This is a genomic window from uncultured Tenacibaculum sp. (assembly GCF_947499065.1).
GTDB lineage: Bacteria > Bacteroidota > Bacteroidia > Flavobacteriales > Flavobacteriaceae > Polaribacter.
In genome coordinates, this window is record NZ_CANMMT010000006.1 from 51,105 (window position 1) to 77,521 (window position 26,417).

At 29.9% G+C, this 26,417-nt stretch carries 24 protein-coding genes; 8 read left to right on the forward strand and 16 right to left on the reverse strand.

Translation table 11 applies throughout. The annotated features are described in order from the left end of the window. Positions 1 to 72: 72 nt before the first annotated feature. The 9 genes from Q0958_RS12855 to Q0958_RS12895 all read right to left on the reverse strand — a co-directional run bounded on the left by Q0958_RS12855 (position 73) and on the right by Q0958_RS12895 (position 8,313). Positions 73 to 1,383 carry a DUF819 family protein gene (locus Q0958_RS12855; protein ID WP_299123693.1) on the reverse strand — a complete coding sequence of 437 codons (1,311 nt, stop codon included), beginning with the start codon at positions 1,381 to 1,383 and terminating at the stop codon, positions 73 to 75. 36 nt (positions 1,384 to 1,419) lie between these two features. Next, entirely contained in the window at positions 1,420 to 2,085 is a 666-nt protein-coding gene (locus tag Q0958_RS12860; RefSeq protein ID WP_299123694.1) for a DUF2490 domain-containing protein, read from the reverse strand. A 149-nt stretch (positions 2,086 to 2,234) separates the two neighbouring features. Next, positions 2,235 to 5,429 (reverse strand): hypothetical protein, encoded by a 3,195-nt coding sequence (locus tag Q0958_RS12865; protein WP_299123696.1) that lies wholly within the window; start codon positions 5,427 to 5,429, stop codon positions 2,235 to 2,237. Between the two features lie 89 nt (positions 5,430 to 5,518). Next, the gene (locus tag Q0958_RS12870) at positions 5,519 to 5,686 is read right to left on the reverse strand and encodes an Arc family DNA-binding protein (RefSeq protein ID WP_150900622.1); all 168 of its coding nucleotides are present in this window, start codon (positions 5,684 to 5,686) and stop codon (positions 5,519 to 5,521) included. A gap of 5 nt (positions 5,687 to 5,691) precedes the next feature. Further along, entirely contained in the window at positions 5,692 to 6,621 is a 930-nt protein-coding gene (locus Q0958_RS12875; RefSeq protein WP_299123701.1) for an alpha/beta hydrolase, read from the reverse strand. Between the two features lie 5 nt (positions 6,622 to 6,626). Continuing rightward, positions 6,627 to 7,112 carry a hypothetical protein gene (locus tag Q0958_RS12880; RefSeq protein ID WP_299123704.1) on the reverse strand — a complete coding sequence of 162 codons (486 nt, stop codon included), beginning with the start codon at positions 7,110 to 7,112 and terminating at the stop codon, positions 6,627 to 6,629. 2 nt (positions 7,113 to 7,114) lie between these two features. After that, on the reverse strand, positions 7,115 to 7,282 hold the full coding sequence (locus tag Q0958_RS12885; protein WP_235275810.1) for a DUF4177 domain-containing protein: 168 nt from the start codon (positions 7,280 to 7,282) through the stop codon (positions 7,115 to 7,117). 8 nt (positions 7,283 to 7,290) lie between these two features. After that, the gene (locus tag Q0958_RS12890) at positions 7,291 to 7,449 is read right to left on the reverse strand and encodes a DUF4177 domain-containing protein (protein WP_150900623.1); all 159 of its coding nucleotides are present in this window, start codon (positions 7,447 to 7,449) and stop codon (positions 7,291 to 7,293) included. A gap of 3 nt (positions 7,450 to 7,452) precedes the next feature. Next, positions 7,453 to 8,313: an SPFH domain-containing protein gene (locus Q0958_RS12895; RefSeq protein WP_299123710.1), complete on the reverse strand. Its 861-nt coding sequence runs from the start codon at positions 8,311 to 8,313 to the stop codon at positions 7,453 to 7,455. A 122-nt stretch (positions 8,314 to 8,435) separates the two neighbouring features. Between Q0958_RS12895 and Q0958_RS12900 the strand changes: the two genes are divergently transcribed. The 3 genes from Q0958_RS12900 (at position 8,436) to Q0958_RS12910 (ending at position 10,486) form a co-directional block, all read left to right on the forward strand. Further along, positions 8,436 to 9,224 (forward strand): S1/P1 nuclease, encoded by a 789-nt coding sequence (locus Q0958_RS12900; RefSeq protein ID WP_299123712.1) that lies wholly within the window; start codon positions 8,436 to 8,438, stop codon positions 9,222 to 9,224. 122 nt (positions 9,225 to 9,346) lie between these two features. Continuing rightward, positions 9,347 to 9,856, forward strand: a complete 510-nt coding sequence (locus Q0958_RS12905; RefSeq protein ID WP_299123714.1) for a TlpA disulfide reductase family protein — start codon at positions 9,347 to 9,349, stop codon at positions 9,854 to 9,856. Between the two features lie 6 nt (positions 9,857 to 9,862). Continuing rightward, positions 9,863 to 10,486 carry a thioredoxin family protein gene (locus Q0958_RS12910; RefSeq protein ID WP_299123716.1) on the forward strand — a complete coding sequence of 208 codons (624 nt, stop codon included), beginning with the start codon at positions 9,863 to 9,865 and terminating at the stop codon, positions 10,484 to 10,486. Between the two features lie 86 nt (positions 10,487 to 10,572). Here the strand turns inward: Q0958_RS12910 and Q0958_RS12915 are convergent, their stop codons facing one another. From Q0958_RS12915 to tsaD, 5 genes are all read right to left on the reverse strand, one after another. Then, the gene (locus Q0958_RS12915; RefSeq protein WP_299123717.1) at positions 10,573 to 10,983 is read right to left on the reverse strand and encodes a hypothetical protein; all 411 of its coding nucleotides are present in this window, start codon (positions 10,981 to 10,983) and stop codon (positions 10,573 to 10,575) included. Between the two features lie 64 nt (positions 10,984 to 11,047). Further along, positions 11,048 to 11,575: a hypothetical protein gene (locus Q0958_RS12920; protein WP_299123719.1), complete on the reverse strand. Its 528-nt coding sequence runs from the start codon at positions 11,573 to 11,575 to the stop codon at positions 11,048 to 11,050. 56 nt (positions 11,576 to 11,631) lie between these two features. Next, complete coding sequence (locus Q0958_RS12925) at positions 11,632 to 12,147, reverse strand: Crp/Fnr family transcriptional regulator (RefSeq protein WP_299123721.1); 516 nt, start codon at positions 12,145 to 12,147, stop codon at positions 11,632 to 11,634. Between the two features lie 81 nt (positions 12,148 to 12,228). After that, positions 12,229 to 14,079: an alkaline phosphatase family protein gene (locus Q0958_RS12930; RefSeq protein WP_299123723.1), complete on the reverse strand. Its 1,851-nt coding sequence runs from the start codon at positions 14,077 to 14,079 to the stop codon at positions 12,229 to 12,231. Between the two features lie 49 nt (positions 14,080 to 14,128). Then, positions 14,129 to 15,157 (reverse strand): tRNA (adenosine(37)-N6)-threonylcarbamoyltransferase complex transferase subunit TsaD, encoded by a 1,029-nt coding sequence (gene tsaD / locus Q0958_RS12935; protein WP_299123725.1) that lies wholly within the window; start codon positions 15,155 to 15,157, stop codon positions 14,129 to 14,131. A gap of 236 nt (positions 15,158 to 15,393) precedes the next feature. On the opposite strand from tsaD, the gene Q0958_RS12940 reads away from it, so the two are divergent. From Q0958_RS12940 to Q0958_RS12960, 5 genes are all read left to right on the forward strand, one after another. After that, positions 15,394 to 19,749, forward strand: a complete 4,356-nt coding sequence (locus tag Q0958_RS12940) for a translocation/assembly module TamB (RefSeq protein WP_299123727.1) — start codon at positions 15,394 to 15,396, stop codon at positions 19,747 to 19,749. 12 nt (positions 19,750 to 19,761) lie between these two features. Beyond that, on the forward strand, positions 19,762 to 20,685 hold the full coding sequence (locus Q0958_RS12945) for a DUF368 domain-containing protein (protein ID WP_299123728.1): 924 nt from the start codon (positions 19,762 to 19,764) through the stop codon (positions 20,683 to 20,685). Between the two features lie 34 nt (positions 20,686 to 20,719). Beyond that, a complete protein-coding gene (locus Q0958_RS12950) occupies positions 20,720 to 21,730 on the forward strand; it encodes a DUF368 domain-containing protein (protein WP_299123730.1) in 1,011 nt (336 codons plus the stop codon). Further along, positions 21,711 to 22,469: a shikimate dehydrogenase gene (locus Q0958_RS12955; protein WP_299123732.1), complete on the forward strand. Its 759-nt coding sequence runs from the start codon at positions 21,711 to 21,713 to the stop codon at positions 22,467 to 22,469. Before Q0958_RS12950 ends, Q0958_RS12955 begins: the two co-directional genes overlap by 20 nt. A gap of 89 nt (positions 22,470 to 22,558) precedes the next feature. After that, a complete protein-coding gene (locus Q0958_RS12960; protein ID WP_299123735.1) occupies positions 22,559 to 24,403 on the forward strand; it encodes a DUF349 domain-containing protein in 1,845 nt (614 codons plus the stop codon). A 142-nt stretch (positions 24,404 to 24,545) separates the two neighbouring features. On the opposite strand, the gene Q0958_RS12965 is transcribed toward Q0958_RS12960, so the two are convergent. Both Q0958_RS12965 and Q0958_RS12970 read right to left on the reverse strand, forming a co-directional pair. After that, on the reverse strand, positions 24,546 to 25,316 hold the full coding sequence (locus Q0958_RS12965; protein ID WP_299123737.1) for a hypothetical protein: 771 nt from the start codon (positions 25,314 to 25,316) through the stop codon (positions 24,546 to 24,548). 3 nt (positions 25,317 to 25,319) lie between these two features. Then, positions 25,320 to 26,414, reverse strand: a complete 1,095-nt coding sequence (locus tag Q0958_RS12970) for a Nif3-like dinuclear metal center hexameric protein (protein ID WP_299123739.1) — start codon at positions 26,412 to 26,414, stop codon at positions 25,320 to 25,322. Positions 26,415 to 26,417: the final 3 nt, after the last annotated feature.

Consider the following 26,417-nt stretch of genomic DNA (forward strand, 5'->3'; position numbering starts at 1 on the left):
AACAAAACCCGAAATAGATTATAATCTATTATAATAGGTTTAAATTTTAGATTGCAAATATGCAGAATTCTCTTATAATGTAGCTGATAATTCCATTAAAATTGTACATAATATAGCGCCAACTGTACCAATAGCATAACCAAATACGGCTAATAATACACCAACTGTTGCTAGAGAAGGGTGGAAAGCAGATGCAACAATAGGAGCAGAAGCAGCTCCACCAACATTTGCTTGACTACCTACTGCTAAAAAGAAATAAGGTGCTTTAATTAGTTTAGCAACTAAAATTAAAAGTCCAGCATGGATACTCATCCAAACCAAACCAATTGCAATTAAACCTAAATTGTCAAAAATCATGGTTAAATCCATTTTCATACCAATAGTAGCAACTAAAATATAAATGAAAATACTTCCTAGTTTACTAGCTCCAGCACCTTCATAGTTTTTAGCTTTAGTAAATGATAAGATAATTGCTACAATAGTAGAAATACTAATTAACCAAAAGAATCCAGAACCCAAGAAAGAAAATACATTTCTCCAAGTTTGAGATTCAATAGAAGCTACTAAATCACTAAAAAGTGTACTTAAAAATTTAGAAGCAAAATGACCAAAACCTACTGTACCAAAAGCAATAGCAAGCATAATCATAAAATCGGTAAGAGTAGGGTTTCTTTTAACTCCTTGAGTAAATGTAGAAACCTTTTCTTTTAGCTCCTCAATAGCTGAGGTATCAGCTTTTAACCATTTATTAATTTTATCTTTTTTACCAATTCCAATTAATAAAATAGCCATCCAAATATTAGCAACTACAATATCAACAAAAACCATCCCCCCATATTTAGCAGGGTTATATTTATAAATTTCAAACATAGCTGTTTGGTTGGCTCCTCCACCAATCCAACTACCAGCTAAAGTAGATAAACCTCTCCATACTGCATCAAAATCAGCCCCACCAACTGTTTCTGGAGAAAATATTGAAATTAATAAAATAGCTAAAGGCCCTCCAATAACAATACCTATAGTCCCTGTAAAGAACATAATTAAAGCTTTAGATCCTAAATTAGAAATAGCTTTTAAGTCGATACTTAGAGTCATTAATACTAATGCTGCTGGAAGTAAAAATCGACTAGCGATATGATATAATTGAGATTTTCCTTTAGTTATTTCCCCTGCTGCATTTGTAATTTGCCATTCATCTGGAGAAATAATTCCTAAAGATGTAAATACTGCAGGTATAAAATATGCCATGAAAAGACCAGGGACAATTTTGTAAAATTTATGCCAAAATCCAGATGTTTTAGATTCAGTGTAAAAAATAAAACCTAAAGAAATCATTAGGATACCAAATACAATTGCATCATTTGTAAAAAGAGGAGTGTTCATTTTAAATCAGTTTTTTGCTAAAGTATGAAAATAAGCTTATTTCTTTTTGAAGTGACTTGTATTGATAGCTACTCCAAGTTGAATTCGGTTAAAACTCTGACTTACATCATTTGAAATATTCATATAACCAACTTGAAGTTTTACAGCATTCGAAAGTTTGTATTTAACTCCAACTCCTAACCAATTCTGATTGTAAGCTTCTCCATCAAAGTCAAAAAAGATTTCATCATAGATATAAGTAGACCATTTTGATGATAAAGGATAACTTAATCCTAATTGGTAACGGATAAAATGTCCTGTTTGTGAATTGAAAAAACGTTGTTCAGCTCTAAATCTGTGAGCGAAACCTAACTTAGATATTTTATGCTTTACATTAAAATCTTCATAAATACGGTGCTCGTTAAAGTCTCCTCCATCTAATTTATAAGAATTAAGCCTATCCGTATTTAAAAAAGCGTAACCAATCGTAGCGCTTAAATTTTTATTTATTTTATAGTTTCCACCTAATCGTCCAATAAATTGTTGCATATCGTCACCAATTTCGAAAAAACGAAAATGTGCCATTGTTTTTAAGCTGAATTTTTCTGATAATTGATGAGAACCATTGTACATATACCAAGCACCTAGTTCTTTTTCAGGATTAGATTGAGCAACATTTTTTAGAGTAAATAGAATAATAAATAAAAAAGCGATTTTTTTCATGGTACTTAATTAATTGTTTTGTTTTCAGTTAGCGAAACTACAATTTTCTTGGTTATTTTTATAATCTAAACAGGAAGCTTAATTCTCTTAACAGATTAAGAGCATAGATCCTATAAAAAAAGCTACCGTTTTAAGGTAGCTTTTTTAGATTATTCTATTTTGAGAGTTTCTACTTTTTTAAATGGAGAAATTACAATTTTTTCTGTGTTTTCTCTATATGATTTCCATTCGTTATTGAAAAACTTGTTAGTACTGTTTAAAGCATCTTGTAAAGCATCTTTTGCTTGATTAATTAAAGTTCTTTCTGTACTAGTAATTTTAGGTTTACTACCTACATACCATCTTGCAGTACCAATTCGTTGATTAACATTTACTTCAGGACTTCTAACAATTCCTTGACGCTTGTCTACTTTACCTAGATATACATTTAAAAGCGTGTCTATTTTTTTTATGATATCAGTAGAAGTCTTAATTTCCTTTTTATATAGCTTTTTGTCCTTTTTAGTTAATTTACTTTTAAAACCCTTTGCTGTATTTTTACTTTCTACCAGTTGTTTTACTGCTTGAGCAATAGATTTTTGGTATCCTTCAAGCTTTTTACTTAGTCTATACTTTTCGTCAATGTTTTCTTTCAGTACAGGATATCTAGGGTCGCTTTTAACGATAATATTTTGCTCTGATGTTTGGTTGCCAAAAGTTGTTTTTATTCTATAAGTTCCTGGTTTTACACGAACACCACTAGGTTCTCTCTTAGACTTACGAATACGTCTAGATGGTCTATCTACGCCTTTTTCATCCATATACCAGGTTCCTTTTTGTAAACCGTTTTCTTTAGGAGCTTTTCTTTTTATAGTTCTAATAAGACGCGTACCATCAAATATTTCAAACTTAATAGAATCCCACTTAATAGTTGGTTTTTTCTCTTTTAATTCTTTTGTTTTTTTATCCTTTTTGTTTTCGTTTTTCTCTTGCTTTGGTTTGTTAACATAATAAGATACTAAAGCTCCACGAGATCTGTTTTCTCCATTGTAAATTGCATCTGCACCAAATCTACTTCCTGTAGGTTGTTGGTAACTAGCTTGGTAAGCAATAGGAGGTTCAAATAATACAATGTTTTTTTGTAACACATTGGTATTCATAGCCATTTCTCTTAAAGGTCTGATATCGTCTAAAACCCAAGCAGCTCTACCAAAAGTTCCAATAATTAAATCGTGCTCTCTAGGGTGTATTACTAGGTCTTTTACAGAAACTGTAGGAAATCCGTTTGTCCACTTAGCCCATTTTTTACCTGCATTTAAAGAAATGTATAAACCATCATCAGTTCCTAAGAATAAAAGATTAGGAGTAATTGGATCTTCAACAATTGAAAGTGTATAACTAACCACATCGTCTTTGTTTACAATTCGTTCCCAAGTTTTACCATAGTCTTTTGTTCTATATACATAAGGTGTATAGTTAAAACGTCTATAATCATTTGCTACAAGTAAAGCTTCTCCTTTGTTTTTATTGGAAGCTTTTATTTGAGTTATCCAGCTACCAGAAGGTAATCCTTTGATGTTTTTAGTAACATTAGTCCAAGTTTGGCCTCCGTTTTGTGTTATTTGAACATTACCATCATCAGTACCCACCCATAACATGTCTTTTTCTAGTGGAGATGGTTCAATAACTAAAATAGTACAATGATTTTCAGCTCCAGTTGCATCTAGTGTTAATCCACCACTTTCGCTTTGTTTTTGTTTACTTTTATCGTTAGTTGTTAAATCTGGAGAAATAACTTCCCATGATAAACCTTTATCAGTTGATTTATGTACAAATTGACTTCCAAAGTATAATGTTGAATTATTAAAAGGGTCTAAGTTAATAGCAGCATTCCAGTTAAAACGTAATTTTACTTTCGGGTCAGAATGTGTTGGTCGTACTGTATGATTATTTCCAGTTTTGTAATCGTAACGAGATACAAAACCTTGCTGACTCATAGACCAACCGTATTGAGAATCATCTTTATCAGGAATCACATCAAAACCATCACCAAAACTAATTTCTTGCCAATAAGAGTTTCTTATTCCTTGTGCTTTCCATACATAGGCAGGACCTCTCCAAGAACCATTGTCTTGCATTCCTCCATAAACGTTATAAGGAAATTCATTGTCTACATTAATATGATAAAATTGAGCAACAGGAAGGTTTCCAATGAATCGCCATGTTTTACCTCCATCTCTAGTAATATTTAAACCTCCATCGTTCCCATCAATCATGAAAGAGCCATCTTTCGGGTGAATCCACCAAGCGTGATGATCAGGGTGAACTCCATTAGAAACACCATAGGCAGGCATTAATTGTTTAAAGTTTTTACCTCCATCAATAGAGCTATTTACATAAGTAAAAACGGTATATAATTGATTCTCATTTACAGGATCGACATAAATTTCTGAATAATAAAAAGGACGATTACCAATTCCTTTTTTATCATTTATTTTTTTCCATTTAAAACCACCATCTTCACTTTTGTATAGAGCATTTTTCTTTGCTTCCACTAGTGCATAAATGGTATTAGGATTGCTTCTTGAAATAGCAACTCCAATTCTTCCTAAATCTCCTTTAGGAAAACCCTCTTTATCTGTTATTTTTTTCCAGTTTTCTCCACCATCGTGTGTAATGTATAAGCCACTTCCTTTTCCTCCTGATTTAAAAAACCAAGGGTCGCGTTTGTGTTCCCACATAGCAGCTATTAATTTATTAGGATTTGATGGATCCATTACTAAATCGGCAGCTCCAGTTTTAGTATTGTTATATAAAATTTGTTTCCAAGTTTTACCGCCATCAGTAGTTTTATAAACGCCACGTTCTTTATGTTCACCCCAAGGAGAACCAATTGCAGCTACATAAACAGTGTTTGGGTTAGTAGGATCAATAATAACACGGTGTATATGACGTGTTTTTTCTAATCCCATAGCTTTCCAGGTTTTACCAGCGTCTAAGGATTTGTAAATACCATAACCACCATTTAAACTATTACGAGGATTTCCTTCTCCAGTACCAGCCCAAATAACACTTGGGTTTGATTGCTGAATTGCTATTGCTCCAATTGAAGCAGTTAGCTCTTTTTCGAAAATAGGTTGCCATTTAATACCACCTGAAGTAGATTTCCAAATACCACCTGAGGCCGTACCTACGTACATAATATCTGGGTTGCTTAATACTACATCAATAGCAGTTACACGTCCGCTCATACCACCTGGTCCAATGCTTCTTGGTTTCATGTTTTTTACCAAATCCATTGAGAATTCTTGAGAGGATAGGGTAGTGACTAAAAATAAAAATAGAAAAGAAAATGTTTTTTTCATGCTTGGTTTAGTTAAAAACACAAAAGGTACAAAATAGAAAACTACCCAATATTATTGAGTAGTTTTTTAACTTTTTATTAAGAAATAATCTAGTCTTCTTCTTTCTTTTTTGGCTCTCGTTTAGCTTCTTTAAGAGCTTGCATAAGCATCCATTCGATTTGTCCGTTCGTTGAACGAAATTCGTCTGAAGCCCACTTTTCAATTGCTTTTAGCATGTCTTCATTAATACGGAGTGCAAATGCTTTCTTTTTAGCCATAATTATTATTTCGCAAATGTAACTATAGATTTTATCAATTCAGGAGAAATTATAAAATCTGATGATGTATATGATTTTAAATTGTCACTATCATTTTCTATGTGTTTTAAAACATGATTCATGCCGTTAATGATAGTTAATTTTGAATTAGTATTAGCCTTATGTAATGCTTCGGCATCTTTTACTAAAACTTGTGAGTCTTTAGTACCGTTAATTATTAGTATTGGAATACTTACTTTTTTAATTTCTTCAGTAGGGTCATACTTCATGTAGGACAATAGAAAGGGATGATTTCGTTTTGCAAATAAGGAAACTAAAAAAGGATTAACTTCTTTAATTGTCCCAGTATTTTTTAATTCATCTAAATGTTGTTTGGAAATTTTCCCTAAATCAGTACTTTGGGAAGTGATTTGTCTAATTATGGTTTTGTCCATGCTTTCGCCTAAGCCAGCTAGAGAAATATATTTGCTAACATTTTTATCTACTGCTAACATGGCAACAAGCGAGCCTTGACTGTGTCCTATTAAAATAATTTCAGAAAAACGTTTATCATCTTTAAAGTGATTAATAATAGTGGAAACATCAGAAACTAAATCTGTAAAAACGTATTTTTTTAATATATGTTGAATATTTTCTTTAGGAACATTTCGTTTATCATATCTAAAAAAGGCGATACCATTTTTAGTTAACTCATTTGATAATTGTTTAATGTAATTAGGTTTTATATTATAAATTGGTTGATTTCCATTCCTATCTGGGTTTCCGGAACCAGGAATAAAAATAACCAAAGGTTGCTTGGTGTTTTCATTATGGGTCAAGGTTCCTGGAAGTATAATGCTATCGTTATTAACAATGATATCTTCAGATTTTGTTTGTGAGTAGGAAAAAACAATTCCTAAGGTGTAAATAACAATGAAAGCTATAACTCGTATCATGATTGTTAGTTTTTTTCTGTATAAGTATGCAATACTCTTTTAGCTTCTTCTTCTTTAAGAGTGCCAATAAGTAATTTTTTACCATTAGTTAATTCTAATTGAATTCCTATATTTCCTGAAACATTAACAGCAGTACCGTTTTTTTTCCAAAAAATATTTTTTATTCCCCAGCCTCCATATTCAGAAATAGCATCGTATTTTCTAACATAGGCCTTGCTAATTTCATTCCATTTAACGAGTTTGAATTTTAAGTGAAAAGGGAAAAATTGATAATGTATCCCTTGTTCATCAATTCTTGTTTTAAGTTTAAAGAAGAAGATAAATCCAGAAGCAAAAACAACTAAAGCTAATGTGCCTAAGAAGTTGTATAAACTTACTTTATTATTAAGATACTCTCGTGTAATAATAACCAAAGGTACAGTTGTACTTATGGCTAAAAGTACAATTAGCCATAACTGAATAAATCGTTGTTCTTCTTTAAATATTTTCATTTTTATCTGTTTTTATCTTTCTCTAAAAGTGCTTCAACATAACCATCGCTAATGGAATAAATATTTACAACACGCCATCCTTGTTTTGCATGGTTGTTTATTTCGTCTTGAAATTTTTCTCTTCCATTTCTCCAGCTAAATTTTCGGTGTATAATTTTGTATTCCTTCATTTTTACTTCTACCTGTTTTTATCTCTTTCGAAAATAATCATAGGTGAATTTTGTCCTATGTGCTTCACAATCCATCCTTCTCTAGCATGTTGATTTAGCAAGTCTTCGTATTTCTTAACTCTATTTTTGAAACCTAATTTAGGTATGGTTACTTTGTATTCTTTCATATTTTAATGACTTAATGTTCCTGTGTTTAATACTGGTGAAGCTTCTTTATCTCCACATAAAATAACTAATAAGTTGCTTACCATAGCAGCTTTACGCTCTTCGTCTAACTCTACAATTTCTTTTTTATTTAATTCTTCTAAAGCCATATCAACCATATCTACAGCACCTTGAACAATTTTATGACGAGCAGCAATAATAGCAGTAGCTTGTTGTCTTTTTAACATGGCGCTAGCAATTTCTTGAGCATAAGCTAAATAACCAATACGAGCTTCTAAAACTTCAATTCCGGCAATAGATAAACGTTCTTCTAATTCTTTTTCTAAGGCTTCACTTACTTCATTTACACTAGAACGTAATGTAATGTCTTCTTCATGACCTTCATCGGCAAAATTATCATATGGGTACATACTAGCTAGTTTACGTACAGCGGCATCAGTTTGCACACGAACAAAATTCTCATAGTTATCTACATCGAAAGCAGCTTTATAGGTTTCAGTTACTCTCCAAACTAAAATGGTAGATATCATTACAGGGTTACCTAGTTTGTCATTAACCTTTAAACGCTCACTGTCAAAATTGCTAGCTCTTAAAGAAATAGTTTTCTTCTTATATAATGGATTTGCCCAAAACAATCCATTCTGTTTTACAGTACCAACATATTTACCAAAGAATAACAGCACTTTTGATGAGTTCGGATTTACTAATATGAACCCTAAGGCTAAGATGAATCCTATGATTGTCATTAAAATATATACAGGATGTTCATTTTTAATGGTTAAAACAATACCGCCTATAAAAAGAATTAGGACGATAAAAAACATTAAATATCCATTGGCGGGTTTTATAATTTTCTCTTCTCTCATTTTGTTTTGATTTAAAAGTGATATTAAATTGATATCATAAATATATGAATAATTTTTTGTTAAATCCAAATTTTAGAGTAAATATTTTTATATTTTAGCGAAAAATCAATAGAAATTTATTTATGAAAGTCAAGGTATTACTGCTATTTAGCGTTTTTTTTATAAGTGTTTCAGCTATAGCTAATAATGAAGATATTTGGGGCCCAACAGGTCATAGAGCGACAGGAAAGATTGCAGAAAATCATTTAACAAAAAAGGCTAAAAGAAAAATAGATAAACTATTACAAGGAGAAAGTTTAGCTTTTGTATCAACCTATGCAGATGAAATAAAATCTGATAGAAAAAAATACGGTAAGTTTTATACTTGGCATTATGTAAACATGCCATTAGATGCTAATTATGAGGATGTAGAGAAAAACCCAAAAGGAGATTTAATTACAGGTATTAAAGAGTGTATCAAAATTTTAAGAGATGAAAATAGTTCTGTTGAAGACAAGCGTTTTTACTTAAAAATGTTGGTGCATTTAATGGGTGATTTACACCAACCAATGCATATTGGGCAAAAAGAAGACAAAGGTGGAAATACTATACAAGTACAATGGCATGGTAGAGGTTCTAATTTACACAGAGTATGGGATGAGAACTTAATTAACAAATGGGATATGAGTTATGTTGAGTTGGCTGATAATGCAAAACGTTTGTCAAACGAGCAAATTAAAGTAATTCAAAAAGGTGGTGTTTTAGATTGGATGAAAGATACACATAAGCTTACTAAAAAAGTTTATGGTTCGGCAAAGTCTGGTGATAAATTACGTTACCGTTATTCTTATGATTACTTTCCAATAGTTAGAGAACAATTACAAAAAGGAGGGTTACGCTTAGCTAAAGTATTGAATGATATTTTTGGATAATAGTAACTTAAAATACATGTAAACTCGAAAGATTTTCTTTCGGGTTTTTTGTTGTTAATGTTTCGTTAATTCACAATTTTGAATAGTTTAATCATTTAATTTTGAGATAAATAAAATAGAGTATGCGTAAAATAGGATTTTTATTGCTCCTTGTTTTTGTGTTTTTCTCTTGTAAAAAAACGCAAAAAACAGCTGGAAATCAGCAAGAAAATATTAAAATTGCTACATTAAATTATGAGCAGCTAAAGCCATTGTTACATAAAAACGATGGAAAAACTTATGTGATTAATTTTTGGGCAACTTGGTGTATTCCTTGCGTGAAGGAATTACCAGCATTTGAAAAATTAAATCAAGAGTTTAAAGATAAAAATGTTGAAGTGGTTTTAGTAAGTCTTGATTTTTCAAGGCAATTAGAAACTAATCTAATACCATTTATAAAAGAGAAAAAATTACAATCTAAAGTTATTCATTTTGAAGATAGTAATGAACAATTTTGGATTAAAGATATTGCTGAAAATTGGACAGGTTCTATACCTGCAACATTAATTTATAATGCTAAGAAAAGAAAGTTTTATGAACAACCGTTTCATTATGAAACTCTAAAAAATGAATTACAAACCTTTTTAAACTAATTAATTATGAAAACTTTTAAAATAGTATTACTATTCGTTGTAATGGCTGCAATCTCAGCATTTACAGTAAACGAATCTAAAGGATATAAAGTAGGAGATGTTGCTTCTGACTTTAAACTTAAAAATATAGATGGAAAAATGGTTTCTCTATCTGATTTTAAAGATGCTAAAGGATTTATAGTAGTATTTACATGTAATATGTGTCCATATTCTGTGGCAAATGAAGATCGTATAATTGCTTTAGATAAGAAATACAAAGCTAAAGGATATCCAGTAATTGCTATCAATCCAAACGATCCAAAAATTTCTAAGGGAGATAGTTTTGAAGGAATGAAAGTTAGAGCTAAAGAAAAAGGTTTTACATTCCCATATTTATTTGATGTGGCTCAAAGAGTATATCCAGCATTTGGAGCTACCAAAACACCTCATGTATATATTTTAAATAAAAACAATGGTAAGTTAATAGTTGAATATATTGGTGCTATTGACGATAGTTCTCGAGATGAAACTAAGGTTTCTGAGCGTTTTGTAGAAAATGCAGTTGATGCTTTATTAAAAGGAGAGAAGCCATCAAAAACGAACACTCGTGCTATAGGGTGCTCTATTAAAGATAGAAAAAACTGGCAGTAAGAAATTTATTACTGTAAACAAAAAAATCCCAAGTTAAACAACTTGGGATTTTTTATGCCTTTTAAAGAAGGTTAATAGTTTATTTATTAGAACGTCTTTAAATCAGGTTCCATATATTTTTCTTTAGCTAATATAGAATTATATATGTCTATACTATAATGTGAGTTTATAAGTAGTTTGAAGTTTGTATTTAATTGTGGATGTTCTAAAATAAATTCTTTAAAATTATTTTTATCAGATTTTTTTATAAAATGAGCTACTATTTTTATAGCAGCTATTGTTAAGGTAGTATTGTATTTATCGGTAGCTCCTACATGTTTCACAAAAGCTTTTAAATATTTTTGTACTCTTTCTTCTGCTTTTTGGCAGCCATATTTTTTAATATAAATCCAAGCTAACCTAATATGTGCCTCATGTGAAAACAAAGAAGGATTTAACGAACAGTTTTCAAATTGTAAGATAAACTTTTTGTCGGTTAATTCGTTGTGAGAAATCATAATGATATAATTTATAGTTAAATAAACCTATTGAAATTTTCAATAGGTTTATATTGTTTGAATGTTATTTTTTATTGAAAATACCTTCAGGTAAAGGTTTGATTTTATCATTATTGATGTAGTAGTCTAAAGCATCAAGTAGAATACCAATAGGTTCATCATCAGGATTCATATTTTCAAGAGCTTGGTTTCCTTGAGGTGTCAAAGCCGTGGCATTAACAATCCAAGTTCCAGTAGTTGTTCCATTAAGGTTGTCGCATAATCTAGCGTCTACTTTTACAGATAAATGTTCAGAAACTCGAACAAATTCAATAATTCTATTGGCTTCAAAATGAGAAATCACCCAAGTTTCATTAGGAATAAAATAATCAGTTTTAAAAATAGCATTGTATTCATGATAGTGTGATTGGGAATAAATTAACTCGCAATGCCATCCGTCCATCCAATCGAATTCTGTAGTTGGACATAATAAAGGGAATAATTTATCAGGTGTAGTTTGAAATTTTTGCGTATGTCTTAATACCTTACGAGTGTATGGCGTTCCTTTTTTCTGAAGTTCTTTAACCGCTTTGTCTGATAATACAGTGTTCATAATTTTTATTTTAATTAATACACTGCAAAGTTGAAGACAAAGATTTTTTTTCTCGTTTACATTTGTTGAGAAAACTGTTTTCTAGCTCTGCTTAATTGAGTAGGGGTAATACCTAGGTAATTAGCAATATAATAGTGTGGGATTCTATTAAGTAAGCCTGGATAGTCAATTAAAAAACGTTTGTATTTTTCAATAGAAGTCAAATTAAGTAAAGTAACTACTCTATTTTGTATTTGTTGGTTTAACTTTTGAAATTCTTGCGTTATTATACTCGTAATTTCTTCATCCTTATTTACCCATGACATTACTTCTTCGTAGTTAGCTATGGATAGCTTAGAATCTTCCATAGCTTGAATATTCATAGTTAAAGTTGTGTTTGGTAAAAAACTTCCAATTACAATATCTCCTTCTTGATAAAAGTGAGTTGTTATTTCTTCACCTTCATTATCGTAAATAAAGCCACGTAAAATACCTTTTTCAATCTTACCTATTTTGGTGCAAGATTTACCTTGTTTAAGAAAGTATTCTTCTTTGTTTAATAATTCGATGCTATGTAAAGAATCCTTAAGCATAATTATGATATTTAAAGATGAAATCGCTCAATGTAATAATTGAGTACCTCAATATAATTATTTATATCAAAAAGATGTTCTTTATCTATCCAAAAAGTCTTGATAAGCTTCTTGACTAATTGCTCTTCCTAACGAATCTAATGCTTGATAGTTTCCTTCTTGAATAACAGGTTTGTTACTTACGTAATCGTAAATAAAAGTTCCGTTTTTAGAAACGGTTCCGAATCCTTTGTTAAATACATAATGCACGTATTGGTTATCAGAAGAATTAAAAATGTGCTTACCGAACTGAAATTGTTTTTGGTTTCCACCTAATAAATCAGTTAAGGTATAAGCAAAATCACTTTGCCCACTAAAATTATCAACTGTAATTCCTGTTTTAGCCAAAGCGCCTCCAATCCAAACCATTGGAATTTTAAAACGTATAGAAGAATTAAAATACCCTTTGTGTACAGGTAAAGGGTGTCCGTGGTCAGACATAATAACAACTAGTGTATTATCCCACCAAGGTTGTTTTTTAGCAGCATCAATAAAGTTACCAATAGCTTTATCGGTATATGCTTGAGCACTTCTGTATAAATTAGCTTCTGAATCTTTTCCAAACTTATAAGTATCAGGAAATTCATATGGCTCGTGACTTGTTAATGTTAAAGCAACTTGGAAAAATGGTTGCTTTAATTTAGGGTCTGATAAATCTTTAAGAAAGCGTTCTAAAAATATATGATCATGAGCTCCCCATTTAGAATTCCAGTTCTCTTTATCAAACTCAGTACCATCAACAATTTTATCAATATCTCCGTTTCTCAAATAGGTAATCATATTACCAAAATTACTATCACCTCCATAATAAAAACCAGTATTGTAACCTAAGTTCTTCATTTCTTTAGTTAGCATTGGTAACGATTGAGTTTTACGAGGCATTTTCATAATACTCGTAGTTGGTTGTGGATAATAACCACTTAAAATAGCAGGTATACCTTTGTCTGTTCTATCTCCATTTCCATAAAAATTAGTAAATAAAACTCCTTCTTTAGCAAATCGATTTAGATTAGAGGTAACATCTGGTTCACCACCAAGAGCTCCTACAGCTTTGGCTGATAAACTTTCCCAAATAATTAAAATTACATTCGGTTTTTTTGTTTTTAAGATAGAATCTGAACCTGTTAATAATTTATTTTGAGTTTTTTGAATGATGTTTTTAGCAACATCAGTTTTATAATGAACATAAGGGTTTTTATCATCTATTTTATGAGTAAGGGTGTTAGCAAAATTCCACATAAAGTTTACAGCAGCATGATTTGCAAACATTTTAGTAGAAAAATAAACATTACTTTGATTAATTGGAATATTAGCAAAACCACCTCTAATAGGAATAATTAAAGTTCCTATTAATAAGAGAAACGCAGGAACTTCCAAAAAAGAACCTTTAGTTAAACGGTTCATTACTTTGTTTAATACTTTATTAAAAACATAAACAATAGCTAAGGAAATAAGAACCCAAATAAGTATACCTCCAACCAGTTGAAAAGTGGAAACAGAGGCCATCATTATTTTAGGCGTATTAATGTAATTTAATAAAGTAGAATCTATACGAACTCCCCATGATTTATAAAGAATAATATCAATTAACATAAATAAGTTAATGATAAAAACTAGGGGAAATGTAAATCCTTTAATAAAATTTTTAATATACTTAATAGGTACCCAAATTGAAAAAATGATAATCAAAAAAGGAATAGCAGCTATGTAAGCTGCAAAAGAAAAGTCTAATTGAATTCCATACACAAAAGTTTTAAATGCTGTGGAAAAGCCAAGATCAGATGTCTTATCAAAGTAATAGGATAAAAACAAAAAACGAGCAAATAAAAAATAAGTTACCCATAAAAGGTAATAAGAGATATTAAATAGGAATCTATTTTTAAGGCTTTTCATTAAGGGAGATTTTGGGATTCTAGTAAGGTTTTTTAGAGTGTTAAGAGTGTTATTCTGTAACTTTTAAACGAGCTTGAGCGGTAACAGAAATGTCTGAATAATTACCGTTTAAATATTTTAAATATCCAGCAATAGCAATCATTGCAGCATTATCGGTAGTGTATTCAAACTTAGGAATGTAAGTGGTCCATTTCCAATGTTTTTCAGCTAATGTTAATCGTTTACGAATTTCTGAATTAGCAGATACACCTCCAGCAATAGCAATATGTTTAATATCAGTTTGCTTTACAGTATTTTTTAATTTATCCATTAAAATTTCAATAATGGTGTGCTGAATAGAGGCACAAATATCATATAAGTTTTCTTTAATGAAATTTGGGTTTTCTTTTTCTTGCTTTCTAATAAAATAAAGAATACCAGTTTTTAAACCGCTAAAACTAAATTCTAAATCACCTACTTTAGGTTTGGTAAATTTAAATGCTTTTGGATTTCCTAGCTGTGCGTATTTATCAACTAAAGGACCTCCAGGATAAGGTAAACCTAATATTTTAGCAGATTTATCAAAAGCTTCACCAACAGCATCATCAATAGTTTCACCCAGAATTTCCATTTCAAAATGATTGGTAATTTTTACAAGTTGTGTATGACCACCACTAATGGTTAAACAAACAAAAGGGAATGGAGGTGTTTTACTGTCTTTTTCATCAATAAAATGAGCTAAAATATGGGCTTGCATATGGTTTACATCAATTAAAGGGATGTTTAAACCTAAAGCTAAAGATTTAGCGAAAGAAGTTCCAACTAATAATGATCCCATTAACCCTGGGCCACGTGTAAAAGCAATTGCATTTAAATCATGTTTGGTAATATTGGCTTGTTCTAAAGCTTGTTGTACAACTGGAACAATATTTTGCTGATGCGCTCTTGAAGCTAATTCAGGAACAACGCCACCATATTTTGCGTGTACTTCTTGATTTGCAATAACATTGCTTAAAACTTTTCCGTTACAAATTACTGAAGCACTTGTATCGTCGCAAGAGCTCTCAATACCTAAAATGTAAATGTTTTTTGTATTCAATTTAGTTCAAATTAGATTGCAAAAATATCGATATTGCGTTAGATTTTCGTTAAAATTGATATTTCTTTAAAATAAGGCAACATTTTTGCAGTTAGCTGATTACATTTGTTAGTTAGTTTATAAAGGGTTTAATTATTAGAAAAGCGGGTAAAATATTAAGGAGAATACTAAAGTACGTGTTACTTTTTTTAATCTTGCTTATAATTTTGTTGTCACTTCCATTTGTACAAAGCAAATTGGCAAAGCATGCAACAGATTGGCTTAACAAGGAATACAATACAGATATTGTAGTAAAAAGAGTAGATTTATCTTGGTTGGGAAGTGTACAATTAAAGGGGATAGAAATTAGAGACCATCATAAAGATACTTTAATTTTTGTTCAGAATTTAAGCACTTCACTTTTAAATGCAAAACGTATTATAGAAAATAATGTAAATCTTGGAGAAGCTTCTTTAAGTGGTGCTTATTTTAATATGCGAACTTATAAAGGTGAAAAAAATGATAACCTATCTATTTTTATTGACAGTTTTGAAGACGGAAAACCTAGAGATAGTTTATCAAAACCTTTTGTTTTAAATAGTGATAAAATTGCATTAAGAAATTTAACCTTTAAATTATACGATGATAATAAAAAAGACCCTTTAGAGTTCGCTGCATACAATGCTGGGGGTGATTTATTAAACTTCTCAATTGTAGGACCTGATGTTTCTCTAAATATTAGAAGATTAAATTTTACTGAAAATAGAGGAGTTAATATATCTAATTTATCTACCGATTTTGTTTATACCAAAAAGTATATGCAGTTTGATAATACAGTGTTAGAAACTGATAACAAATCGAAAATAGAAGGAGATATAAAGTTAACATACAATCGTAAAGATTTTGCAAACTTTAATGATAAGGTTAATGTCAAAGCAAAGTTTTCAAAGAGTGCACTAGCAGTAAAAGATTTAAGTAAGTTATACAAAGAATTAAGTGGTAATGATATTGTTTATTTCACAGGAGATATTGATGGTACGTTAAATAATTTTAGTGCAAACAATGTAAGACTTCATTCTAAAAAAGGAATGAGGATTGTTGGTAATATGGGCTTTGTAAACGCTATAAAAACTAGTAGAGGTTTTGTTTTTGATGCCGATTTAGATAATGTTACTTCTAATTATTATCAATTAAAAAGTGTGCTTCCAAATTTATTAGGAAGAACTTTACCTACAGAATTTCAAAGACTAGGGAACTTTACATTGAAAGGGATTTTAAGTGTAACTCCAGAACAAATGGATGCTACGCTTACAGTTAATTCAGAAATTGGTACAACAATATCAGATCTTTTACTAACCAATATTGATAACATTGATGAAGCAACTTATGTAGGAGAAGTTGAATTTCAAGATTTTGATTTAGGAATATTTGCTAATGACCCTGTTTTGGGTAAAATATCGTTAAAAGCAGATGTAAATGGTAGTGGCTTTAATGTTGATAATATTAATACTACCTTAATAGGTAAGGTAAGTAGTCTAGTTTTCAATGAGTATGAATATAAAGACTTAATAGTAAATGGTCAGTTTCAGAATAAAAAGTTTGACGGTTTATTAAAAGCAGAAGATGATAATTTTAAATTGAAGTTTGAAGGACTTGCAGATTTCTCTTCAGCAATAAATAAATTTGATTTCGTAGCAAATATTGATAAAATAGATTTAAAAAAGACAAATCTATTTACAAGAGATAGTATTGCTACGTTAACAGGAAATGTAGGTTTAAATATTTCAGGAAATACTTTTGATGATATTATAGGTAAAGCAACATTTAGGAATTTGATATACACAAATCAAAAGCAGAGCTATTCTTTTAAACGTTTTGAAGTAAATTCTTCAGTAAAAGATAGTATCAAAACTATTGAAGTAGATTCTGAAGATATTGTAAAAGGAAAATTGAAAGGAAAGTTTTCATTCGGAGAATTAATACCAATTACCCAAAACGCACTTGGTAGTGTGTATACTAATTATCGTCCACATGAAGTAACTCCAAATCAATTCTTAGATTTTGATTTTACAATCTATAATAAAATTATTGATGTGTTTTTGCCTCAAATTTCAATAGGTACTAATACAAGGTTAAAAGGAAAAATCAATTCTGATAAAAATGCATTAAAACTTACATTTAGCTCTCCTGAAATTGAGGCATATAAAAATGTTATTGAAAATATAGTTTTAAGACTTGATAATAAAAATCCATTATATAATACACACTTAACAGCAGGTAAAATAAATACCCAGTATTATAATATAGAAAAACTGAATTTACTGAATAGAACACAGAATGACACCTTGTTCTTTAAGTCGGTTTTTAAAGGAGGAAAAGATTATAAGGAAAGCTTTAATCTAGATTTTTATTACACAATTGATGAGTTACAAAAATCTGTTGTTGGAATACAAAAATCAACTTTTAACTATAAAGGGTTCGATTGGGTTGTAAATCCAAAGAATAACCAAGAGAATAAAGTAGCGTTTGATTTAAAAGAAAATAATTTTAATATAAGTCCATTTGTTTTTAGTTCAGGAGGGCAAAAAATAGAGTTCAAAGGAATTGTTAGAGATAGTACTTACAAAGATCTACAAGTAAATTTTGAAAAGGTAAAATTAGCTAGTTTTTTGCCTCCAGTAGATAGTTTAAAATTGAATGGAGATTTAAATGGGATTATAAACTATAAACAAGAGAAAAATTTACTAGTCCCTAAAGGAAATTTATTAGTAGAGAATTTTCATATAAATGATTATTCACAAGGAGATTTAGCATTGAATGTTACTGGAGATAATTCGTATAAAAAATACGATGTGAATCTTTCTTTGATAAGTGAAAAGGCTAAAAATATTTCTGCAGTTGGAGGTGTGGATTTTTCAAAAGAGAAACCTATTATTGATTTAAGCGTGTTTTTAAAAGAGTATGAAATAGCTGCGTTTAGTCCTTTGGGGGAAAATGTTTTGAATAAACTTAGAGGAAAAGTTACAGGAGATTTTACTGCTAAAGGACCTCTGAGAAACCCAGATTTTCAAGGGGTTTTGAATTTTGAAGATGCTGGATTAAAATTTCCTTATTTAAATGTAGATTTCGATTTAAAAGGAAATACAAGTGTTGTTTTGGATAAAAATCAGTTTAAGCTAAGTAATATTATACTGGAAGATACGAAACACCAAACACAAGGAACTTTGTCTGGAAGTATAGCACACCAAAATTTTAAAGACTGGTTTTTAGACCTTAAAATTGATACTGATAATTTATTAGTGCTAGATACAGAAGAGGAAGAAGAGGTTCAATATTATGGAACAGGTTTTTTAGATGGAGATGCTAGTATAAGTGGATTAACGAGTAATCTTTTTATACAAGTAAATGGAAAAACAAATAAAGGAACCAAGTTTGTTATTCCGTTAAGTGATGTAAAAACAATAGATAATTACAAATTAATACGATTTAAAACAGGGAAACCTGAAGATGAAGAGGAGAACAAGAAAATTAAAGACATTAAAGGTTTAGAGTTAAAAATTGATTTAATAGTAACAAAAGATGCAGTAGCTCAGGTTGTAATAGATAAAGTGTCTGGAAGTGAATTAAGAGGAAGTGGAGAAGGGAACTTGGAAATAGAGATTAATACATTAGGGAAGTTTAATATGTTTGGAAATTTTACAGTTGATAATGGATTGTATAATTTCAAATATGCTGGAATTTCAAAACCTTTTACTGTTCAAAAAGGAGGAACTATTTCATGGGAAGGAGATCCGTATAACGCAGAATTAGATTTAACAGCCATTTATAGAACCAAAGCAAACCCAGCTCAATTACTTGATAATATTAATTCAAACCGAAAAATTCCTATAGATTTATATACAAAGATTACAGGAGGTTTATTTAACTCTAAACAAGAGTTTGATATTAAAATACCAAATGCAAATTCAACAGTGGCCTCTGAGTTAGAATTTGTTTTAAATGGAAATGATTTGAATACTAAAATGCAGCATTTTTCATTTTTATTAGCTTTTGGAACGTTTTATAATCAAGATGCTATAGGTACCAGTGCAGCTTCAGGTTTAACAGGAACTGCATCAGAAATTGCTACTAATATTTTAACAAATATGTTAAATAGTAAAGGAAGTAAATTTCAATTAGGTTTAGGGTATACGCAAGGAGATAGGGGGAATGTAGACAATTTAAGGTCAGATGATCAGGTAGATGTTTCTATTTCAACTCAATTAAGTGATAGAGTACTTGTTAATGGTAAGGTTGGAGTTCCAGTAGGAGCAAATACACAAACAAGTGTTGTGGGAGAAGTAAAAGTTGAGGTACTCTTGAATGAAGAAGGAAATTTGAGAGGTAATGTTTTTAATAGACAAAATGAAGTGCAATATTCAACAGAAGAAGAAGGATATACTCAGGGAGTTGGTATTTCATATCAGGTAAACTTTAATAATTTATCAGAACTTGGAGAAAAATTAGGACTTAAAAAGAAGAAAAAGAAAAAAGAAGTTAAAAAAGATACTATAATTGCACCAAAGAAGAATAAATTAATTAGATTTAAGTCTAAAAAGAAAAAAGAAGAATAACCAAACTAACAAATGAATAGATCAACTAAAGATTACATGGTAATTACTTTAAAAGGAATTGCTATGGGTGCAGCTGACGTAGTGCCTGGAGTTTCAGGGGGAACCATTGCTTTTATTTCTGGAATTTATGAAGAACTTCTAAGTTCAATTAGTAATGTTAATTTAAGTCTCTTTAAAACTTTAAAAAACAAAGGCTTTAAAGAAGCATGGAAACAATTAAATGGTAATTTTTTAGCATCACTTTTTGTAGGGATTTTTATAAGTATAGTTTCTTTAGCTAAAGTAATTTCTTGGTTATTAGTAAAACACCCTATTTTATTATGGTCGTTTTTCTTTGGATTGGTTTTAGCTAGTGTAATTTATATTGCAAAGCAAATTACTAAATGGAATGCAGTGTCTATTGTCTTACTTGTTTTAGGAGCAATTTTGGCATATTATATAACGACATTAAATCCAATGGTATCCGAAAATTCATCAACATTATTTATGTTTTTTGCAGGAGCAATTGCAATTTGTGCAATGATTTTACCAGGGATTTCAGGGTCGTTTATTTTAGTTCTTTTAGGAGCCTATAAGCCAGTTTTAGCAGCAATAAATAATAGAGATATAACAACAATAGCTGCTGTAGGTTTAGGAGCAATTATAGGATTATTATCTTTTTCTAGAGTGTTAAAGTATTTGTTTGCGAATTATAAAAATTTTACGTTGGCAGCCTTAACAGGTTTTATTATTGGTTCTCTAAACAAAATATGGCCATGGAAAAAAGTATTAACTTATCGTACAAATTCTCATGGAGAACAAGTTCCTTTTAATGAGTTGTCAATATCTCCATTTAATTTTGACGGAGACCCTCAAATATTATATGCAACTATTCTAGCAGTTGTAGGTTTTTCATTAATTTTATTGTTAGAAAAATTAGCTGTAGAAAAGCAATAATATTAAGGTATATTAGAACTTATATAAAATAAAGATGTATAACGAACGTACATTATTACAAAAGGTAAACCTTTTTCTAAAAGGGCTAGCTATGGGAGGAGCTAACAAAGTTCCAGGTGTTTCAGGAGGTATGGTAGCTTTTGTAATGGGATTTTATGAAGAACTTATTTTTACTTTTCAAAGAATAAATGCAAAAGCGTTTAAATTACTTTTAAATGGACGATTAAAAAGCTTTGCACAATATACTAACTTACAGTTTTTAACATTGGTCATGTTAGGGAGTATGTTTAGTTATTTTAGTGTTTCCCTAATACTAGATTATTTTTTAAAACACTATGAACTTTATGTTTGGGCTTGGTTTTTTGGGATGATTATTGGTTCTATATTTTATATATCAAAAGACTTTAATGACTGGAGATTAAAGAATGTAATAAGTTTAATTCTTGGAGCTTCAATAGGAATAGCAATTAGTTTTATGACTCCAGCAAAAGAAAATGATAATCTTTGGTTTGTTTTTGTTTGTGGTATTATAGGAGTTTCAGGAATGACATTGCCTGGTTTATCAGGTTCATTTATTCTAATTTTATTAGGAAATTATGTCCTTCTTTTAGTAGATAGTGTAAATGCTTTAGGAAGTGTAATAACAAGCATTTTGTCTGGCGATTTTGAAGTATTGGAGGATGAAGTAAAAATTAGGTATTTAAAAGTTATTTCAGTATTTACAGCTGGTTCAGCTTTTGGGTTGGTATCTATTTCACATGTTTTAGGCTATGTTTTAAAAAGATGGCACCAAATAGTAACTGCTGTTATTATAGGATTCATTACTGGGTCGTTAGGTATAGTATGGCCTTGGAAAAAAACAATTTATAAAGTAGACAATGATGGATCGTTTTTACTGGATAGAAATAGTAATAAAATCATAGAAAACTACGAAAGATTTTTACCTGATTTCACAATGCAAGAAACTTGGATTTCAATAGCTTATATTGTATTTGGAATTGCCTTAATTTTAATTATAGAATTTTATGGAAGGAAAAGAAAATAAAAAACTTTTCGCTTTAGTAGGAAGAAATATATCATATTCATTTTCAAAAGGATATTTTACAAAAAAGTTTAAAGACTTAAAGTTAGAAGAAAATGAATATGTAAACTTTGATATTCAGTCAATAAAAGAATTACCTCAAAAAATAAAAGAAAACAAAAACAATTTAAAAGGAATGAATGTTACTATTCCTTATAAATTGGAAGTGTTTAATTATTTAGATAAAATAGATAAGAAAGCTTTAAAGGTAGGGGCAGTTAATACAATACGTATTTCAAAAAAGGGAAAACTGAAAGGGTTTAATACCGATGTTTATGGTTTTAAAAAATCATTAAAACCATTGTTAAAAAAGCATCATGAAAAAGCCCTTATTCTAGGTACAGGAGGAGCATCTAAAGCAGTAGCTTATGTATTGGAAGAATTAGGAGTCAAATATAAATTTGTATCGAGAAGTCCTGAAGGAAAAAAAGAAATGTCTTATAATGAGTTGTCAAGGGAAATAATAGAAGCTTGTCAAATTATTGTTAACTGTACACCTTTGGGAACTTATCCAAATATAGACGATTGTCCAAATATTCCTTATGAAAGTATTACTTCAAAACATTTATTATACGATTTAATATACAATCCATCAGAAACAACCTTTTTGAAAAAAGGAAAAGAAAAAGGAGCTGTTGTAAAAAACGGATTAGAGATGTTAGAGCAACAAGCTGAAAAAGCTTGGAGAATATGGAATAAGTAAAACTTTGAATTAGTTGAAAATAAAGTTTGCTATTTTATAAGAAAGCGTATCTTTATAATCTAAATAAAAGGAACTTAAACATTGTAGATATGTTAGAAAATAACGAAGAGAAAATAGAGCAGCCAATTGTTGAAGATAGTGCTAAGGTAAATAAAGAGACTGAAAGTGCGGTAAGTGAGGTAGAAAATGAAGTTGCGAATGAGGCTGAAAAAGCTGATGAAAAACACGAAATACCAATGCCAGACTATGCTTCTATGGAGCTAGAGAAATTGGTAGAAGAGTTAACTAAATTATTAAAAACTTACCAAGTTCAACAATTAAAGTCAAATGTAGACGCATTAAAGAACGCCTTTAATACAAAGTTTGGAGCATTATTAGCACAGAAGAAAGAGGCTTTTTTAGCTGAAGGAGGTAACTCGATAGATTTTCAATTTTCTAGTCCAGTAAAAACAGAATACAATAAATTGTTAGGAGAATATAAGTCAAAAAGAGACGCTTATTATTCTCAACTTGAAAAACAATTAAAAGAAAATTTAGAAAAAAGAAATGTTTTAATTGAAGAATTAAAAGCATTAATTGTAAATGCTGATCCTAAAACCATGTATAATGATTTTCAAGGAATTCAAAATAGATGGAAAGCAATAGGGGCAGTATCGAAAACGAAATACAACGATACATGGAAAACATATCATCATCATGTAGAGCGTTTTTACGATTTATTACACTTAAATAAAGACTTTAGAGAACTTGATTTTAAGCACAATTTAGAAGAAAAGTTAAAGTTAATTACAAGAGCAGAAGCTTTAAACGAAGTAGCTGATGTAAATGTAGCATTCAAAGAGTTACAAGAGTTACACCGTTTATGGAAAGAAGAAATAGGTCCAGTAGGAAAGGAGCATAGAGAAGAAGTTTGGACTAAATTTAGCGAAGCAACTAAAAAGATACATGACAAGCGTCACCAGTATTTTAAAGAATTAAAATCGAAGTATCAAGAAATGATTGATGCGAAATTAGAAGTTATTGCTGAAATTAATGCATATGATACATCTAATAACAAATCTCATAATGATTGGCAAAAAAGTATTGTTGAGATAGAAGCTTTACGAAAAAAATACTTTGATATAGGTAAATTACCTTATAATAAAAGTGAGGCTGTATGGCAAGAGTTTAAAGCTGCTACCAAGAAATTTAATAGTGCAAAGAATATATTCTACAAAGGAGAAAAGAGTGCTCAAAATGAGAACTTAAAAAGGAAAATGGAACTTGTAGAGTTAGCTGAGAGTATTAAAGATAGTGAAGATTGGAATGAAACGACTAATACAATGAAGCGTATTCAGGCTGATTGGAAAAAGATTGGTCATGTTCCAAGAAAATTCTCTGACGATATATGGAAGCGTTTTAAAAATGCTTGTAATTATTACTTTGATAGATTACATGCTCAGAAAAATGAACAGAATAAAGAACAATTAGCTATTGTTGAAGCTAAAAAGGAGTATATAGAGCAAATTAAAGCTTCTGAAAGCTTAACATTAGAAGGAGTTCAAGAAAGTATTGCAAAATGGAGAGAATTAGGTTCTTTGCCAAGAAATGCACGCCATTTAGATGAAAAATTCAATAAAGCTATTGATGCTCATTTAGGAAATCTAAATATGAGTAGAAGCGATATTGAAATGATGAAATTTAAAAATACTGTTGATACTTATTTAGCTCAAGAAGACTATAGAAAGTTAGATGGTGAGCAATATTTTATTCGTAAGAAAATTGATGAAACAGTTCGAGATATGCAGCAGTTAGAAAATAACTTAAGCTTTATTTCGAATGCAACAGAAGATAATCCTTTAGTACAAAATGTAAGAAAAGGAATTCAGAAGTTTAAAGATCAATTAGATGCTTGGCAAGCAAAATTAGATTACTTAAAAAAATTAGATTACTAATTTTAATTTTTAAAGAATAAATTAAAATAAAACTCGAATCATACGATTCGAGTTTTTTGTGTTTATACTTATGAATGTTTTTATAAAAAATAAAAAGCTCTCGATATCGAGAGCTTTTAAAATATGTTTTAAAAGATAAAAATTAAGCAAATAAGCTGTCAATTTTTTCTTTTTCTTCTTGAGCTAAGGCAGCATCAACTAAAATACGTCCACTGTGCTCATCAATTGTAATTTTCTTACGATTAGCAATCTCTAACTGTACTTGTGGTGGAATTGTAAAGAAAGAACCTCCAGCAGCACCACGCTCAATAGCAACAACAGCTAATCCGTTTCTTACTTTGTTTCTAATTCTTTTATAAGCAGTTAATAAGTGAGCATCGATAGACTGAGAATACTCTTCAGACTTTTCTTTTAATAATTGCTCTTCTTTTTCTGTTTCTTTTAAGATGGCATCAAGCTCCCCCTTCTTATGAGATAAGTGGTTGTCTTGTAGCTTTAATTTATCTTTAGTACCAGAAATAACTTCGTTCTTTTGAGCTATTTTTGCTTTGTATTCTTTAATTCTTTTTTCAGATAATTGAATTTCTAATTCTTGATATTCAATTTCTTTTGATAAAGAATCGAACTCACGATTGTTACGAACATTTTTTTGTTGCTCTTCGTATTTAGAAATTAATGATTTAGATTCATCAATAGCTAATTTTTTGTTGCTAATTTCAGTTTCTAAATTTTTAACATCTTCAGCTAAATTAGTAAGTCTAGTATTCAATCCGGCAACTTCATCTTCTAAATCTTCAACTTCTAAAGGTAATTCACCACGAACGTTTCTGATTTCGTCAATTCTAGAATCGATTAACTGTAAATCGTATAAGGCTCTTAACTTTTCTTCTACCGTTACTTCTTTTTTTGCCATCTGTTATATATAGTGTATTGGATTTGTACTTTTTTCACTTAAAATAATTGCAAAAGTACTAAATTTTTTGCTAAGATAATCAATCAAAAGGTTTTTTGTAAACTGCTCACTTTCATAATGTCCAACATCGGCAAGTAATATTTTATTTTCCGCTTTAAAAAACTCATGATATTTAAAATCAGCACTAATATAAGCATCTGCTTTTGCTTTAATCGCATTTTTTATAGCAAAGCTACCAGAACCTCCTAAAACAGCTACTTTTTTAATAGACTTATTCAACATAGATGAATGTCTAACACATCCTGTTTTAAACGTGTCTTTAACAAAAAGTAAAAAATCTTTTTCATTCATTTCGGTTGGTAAATCACCAACCATTCCCATACCAATATTTTGATTTACATTATTTAAAGTGATTACTTCGTGTGCAACTTCTTCATAAGGATGAGATTTAAAAAGAGCTTGTATAATTTGAGATTCTAAAAAGCTATTAAAAGTTACAGAGATACAAGTTTCTTCTTCAAAAATTTCTTCTCCTCTTTGCCCTACAGTTGGATTTGAGTTTTCATTACCTCTATAACTTCCTTTTCCTTGAAAGTTAAATGAATATTTATCATAATTACCAATATTTCCTGCTCCTGCTTTGAATAATTCTTCTCTTACTTGATCAGCATTACTAAGAGGAACATAGGTAGTCAACTTTTTAATTAATCCTTTTTTAGGAATTAAAGTTTTACAATTTTCTAAACCTAAAACTTCACACATTTTAGCAGAAACTCCGTTGTTTACATTATCTAAAGCAGTGTGAGTAGCATATATAGCAATATTATTTTGAATGGCTTTTAAAACTACTCTTTCTACATAATTATTGCCGTTAATTTTTTTCAATCCGCTAAAAACAATTGGATGAAAACTTACAATTAAATTGCAATTTTTAGCAATTGCTTCATCTACAGTTTCTTCTAAAGTATCTAAAGTAACTAATAGACCTGTAACTTCAGTGGAATAGTCACCTATTAATAAACCTACATTATCAAAATCCTCGGCATAAGCCAAAGGAGCTAATTCTTCAATGTAGTTTGTAATGTCTTTTATTTGCATAAT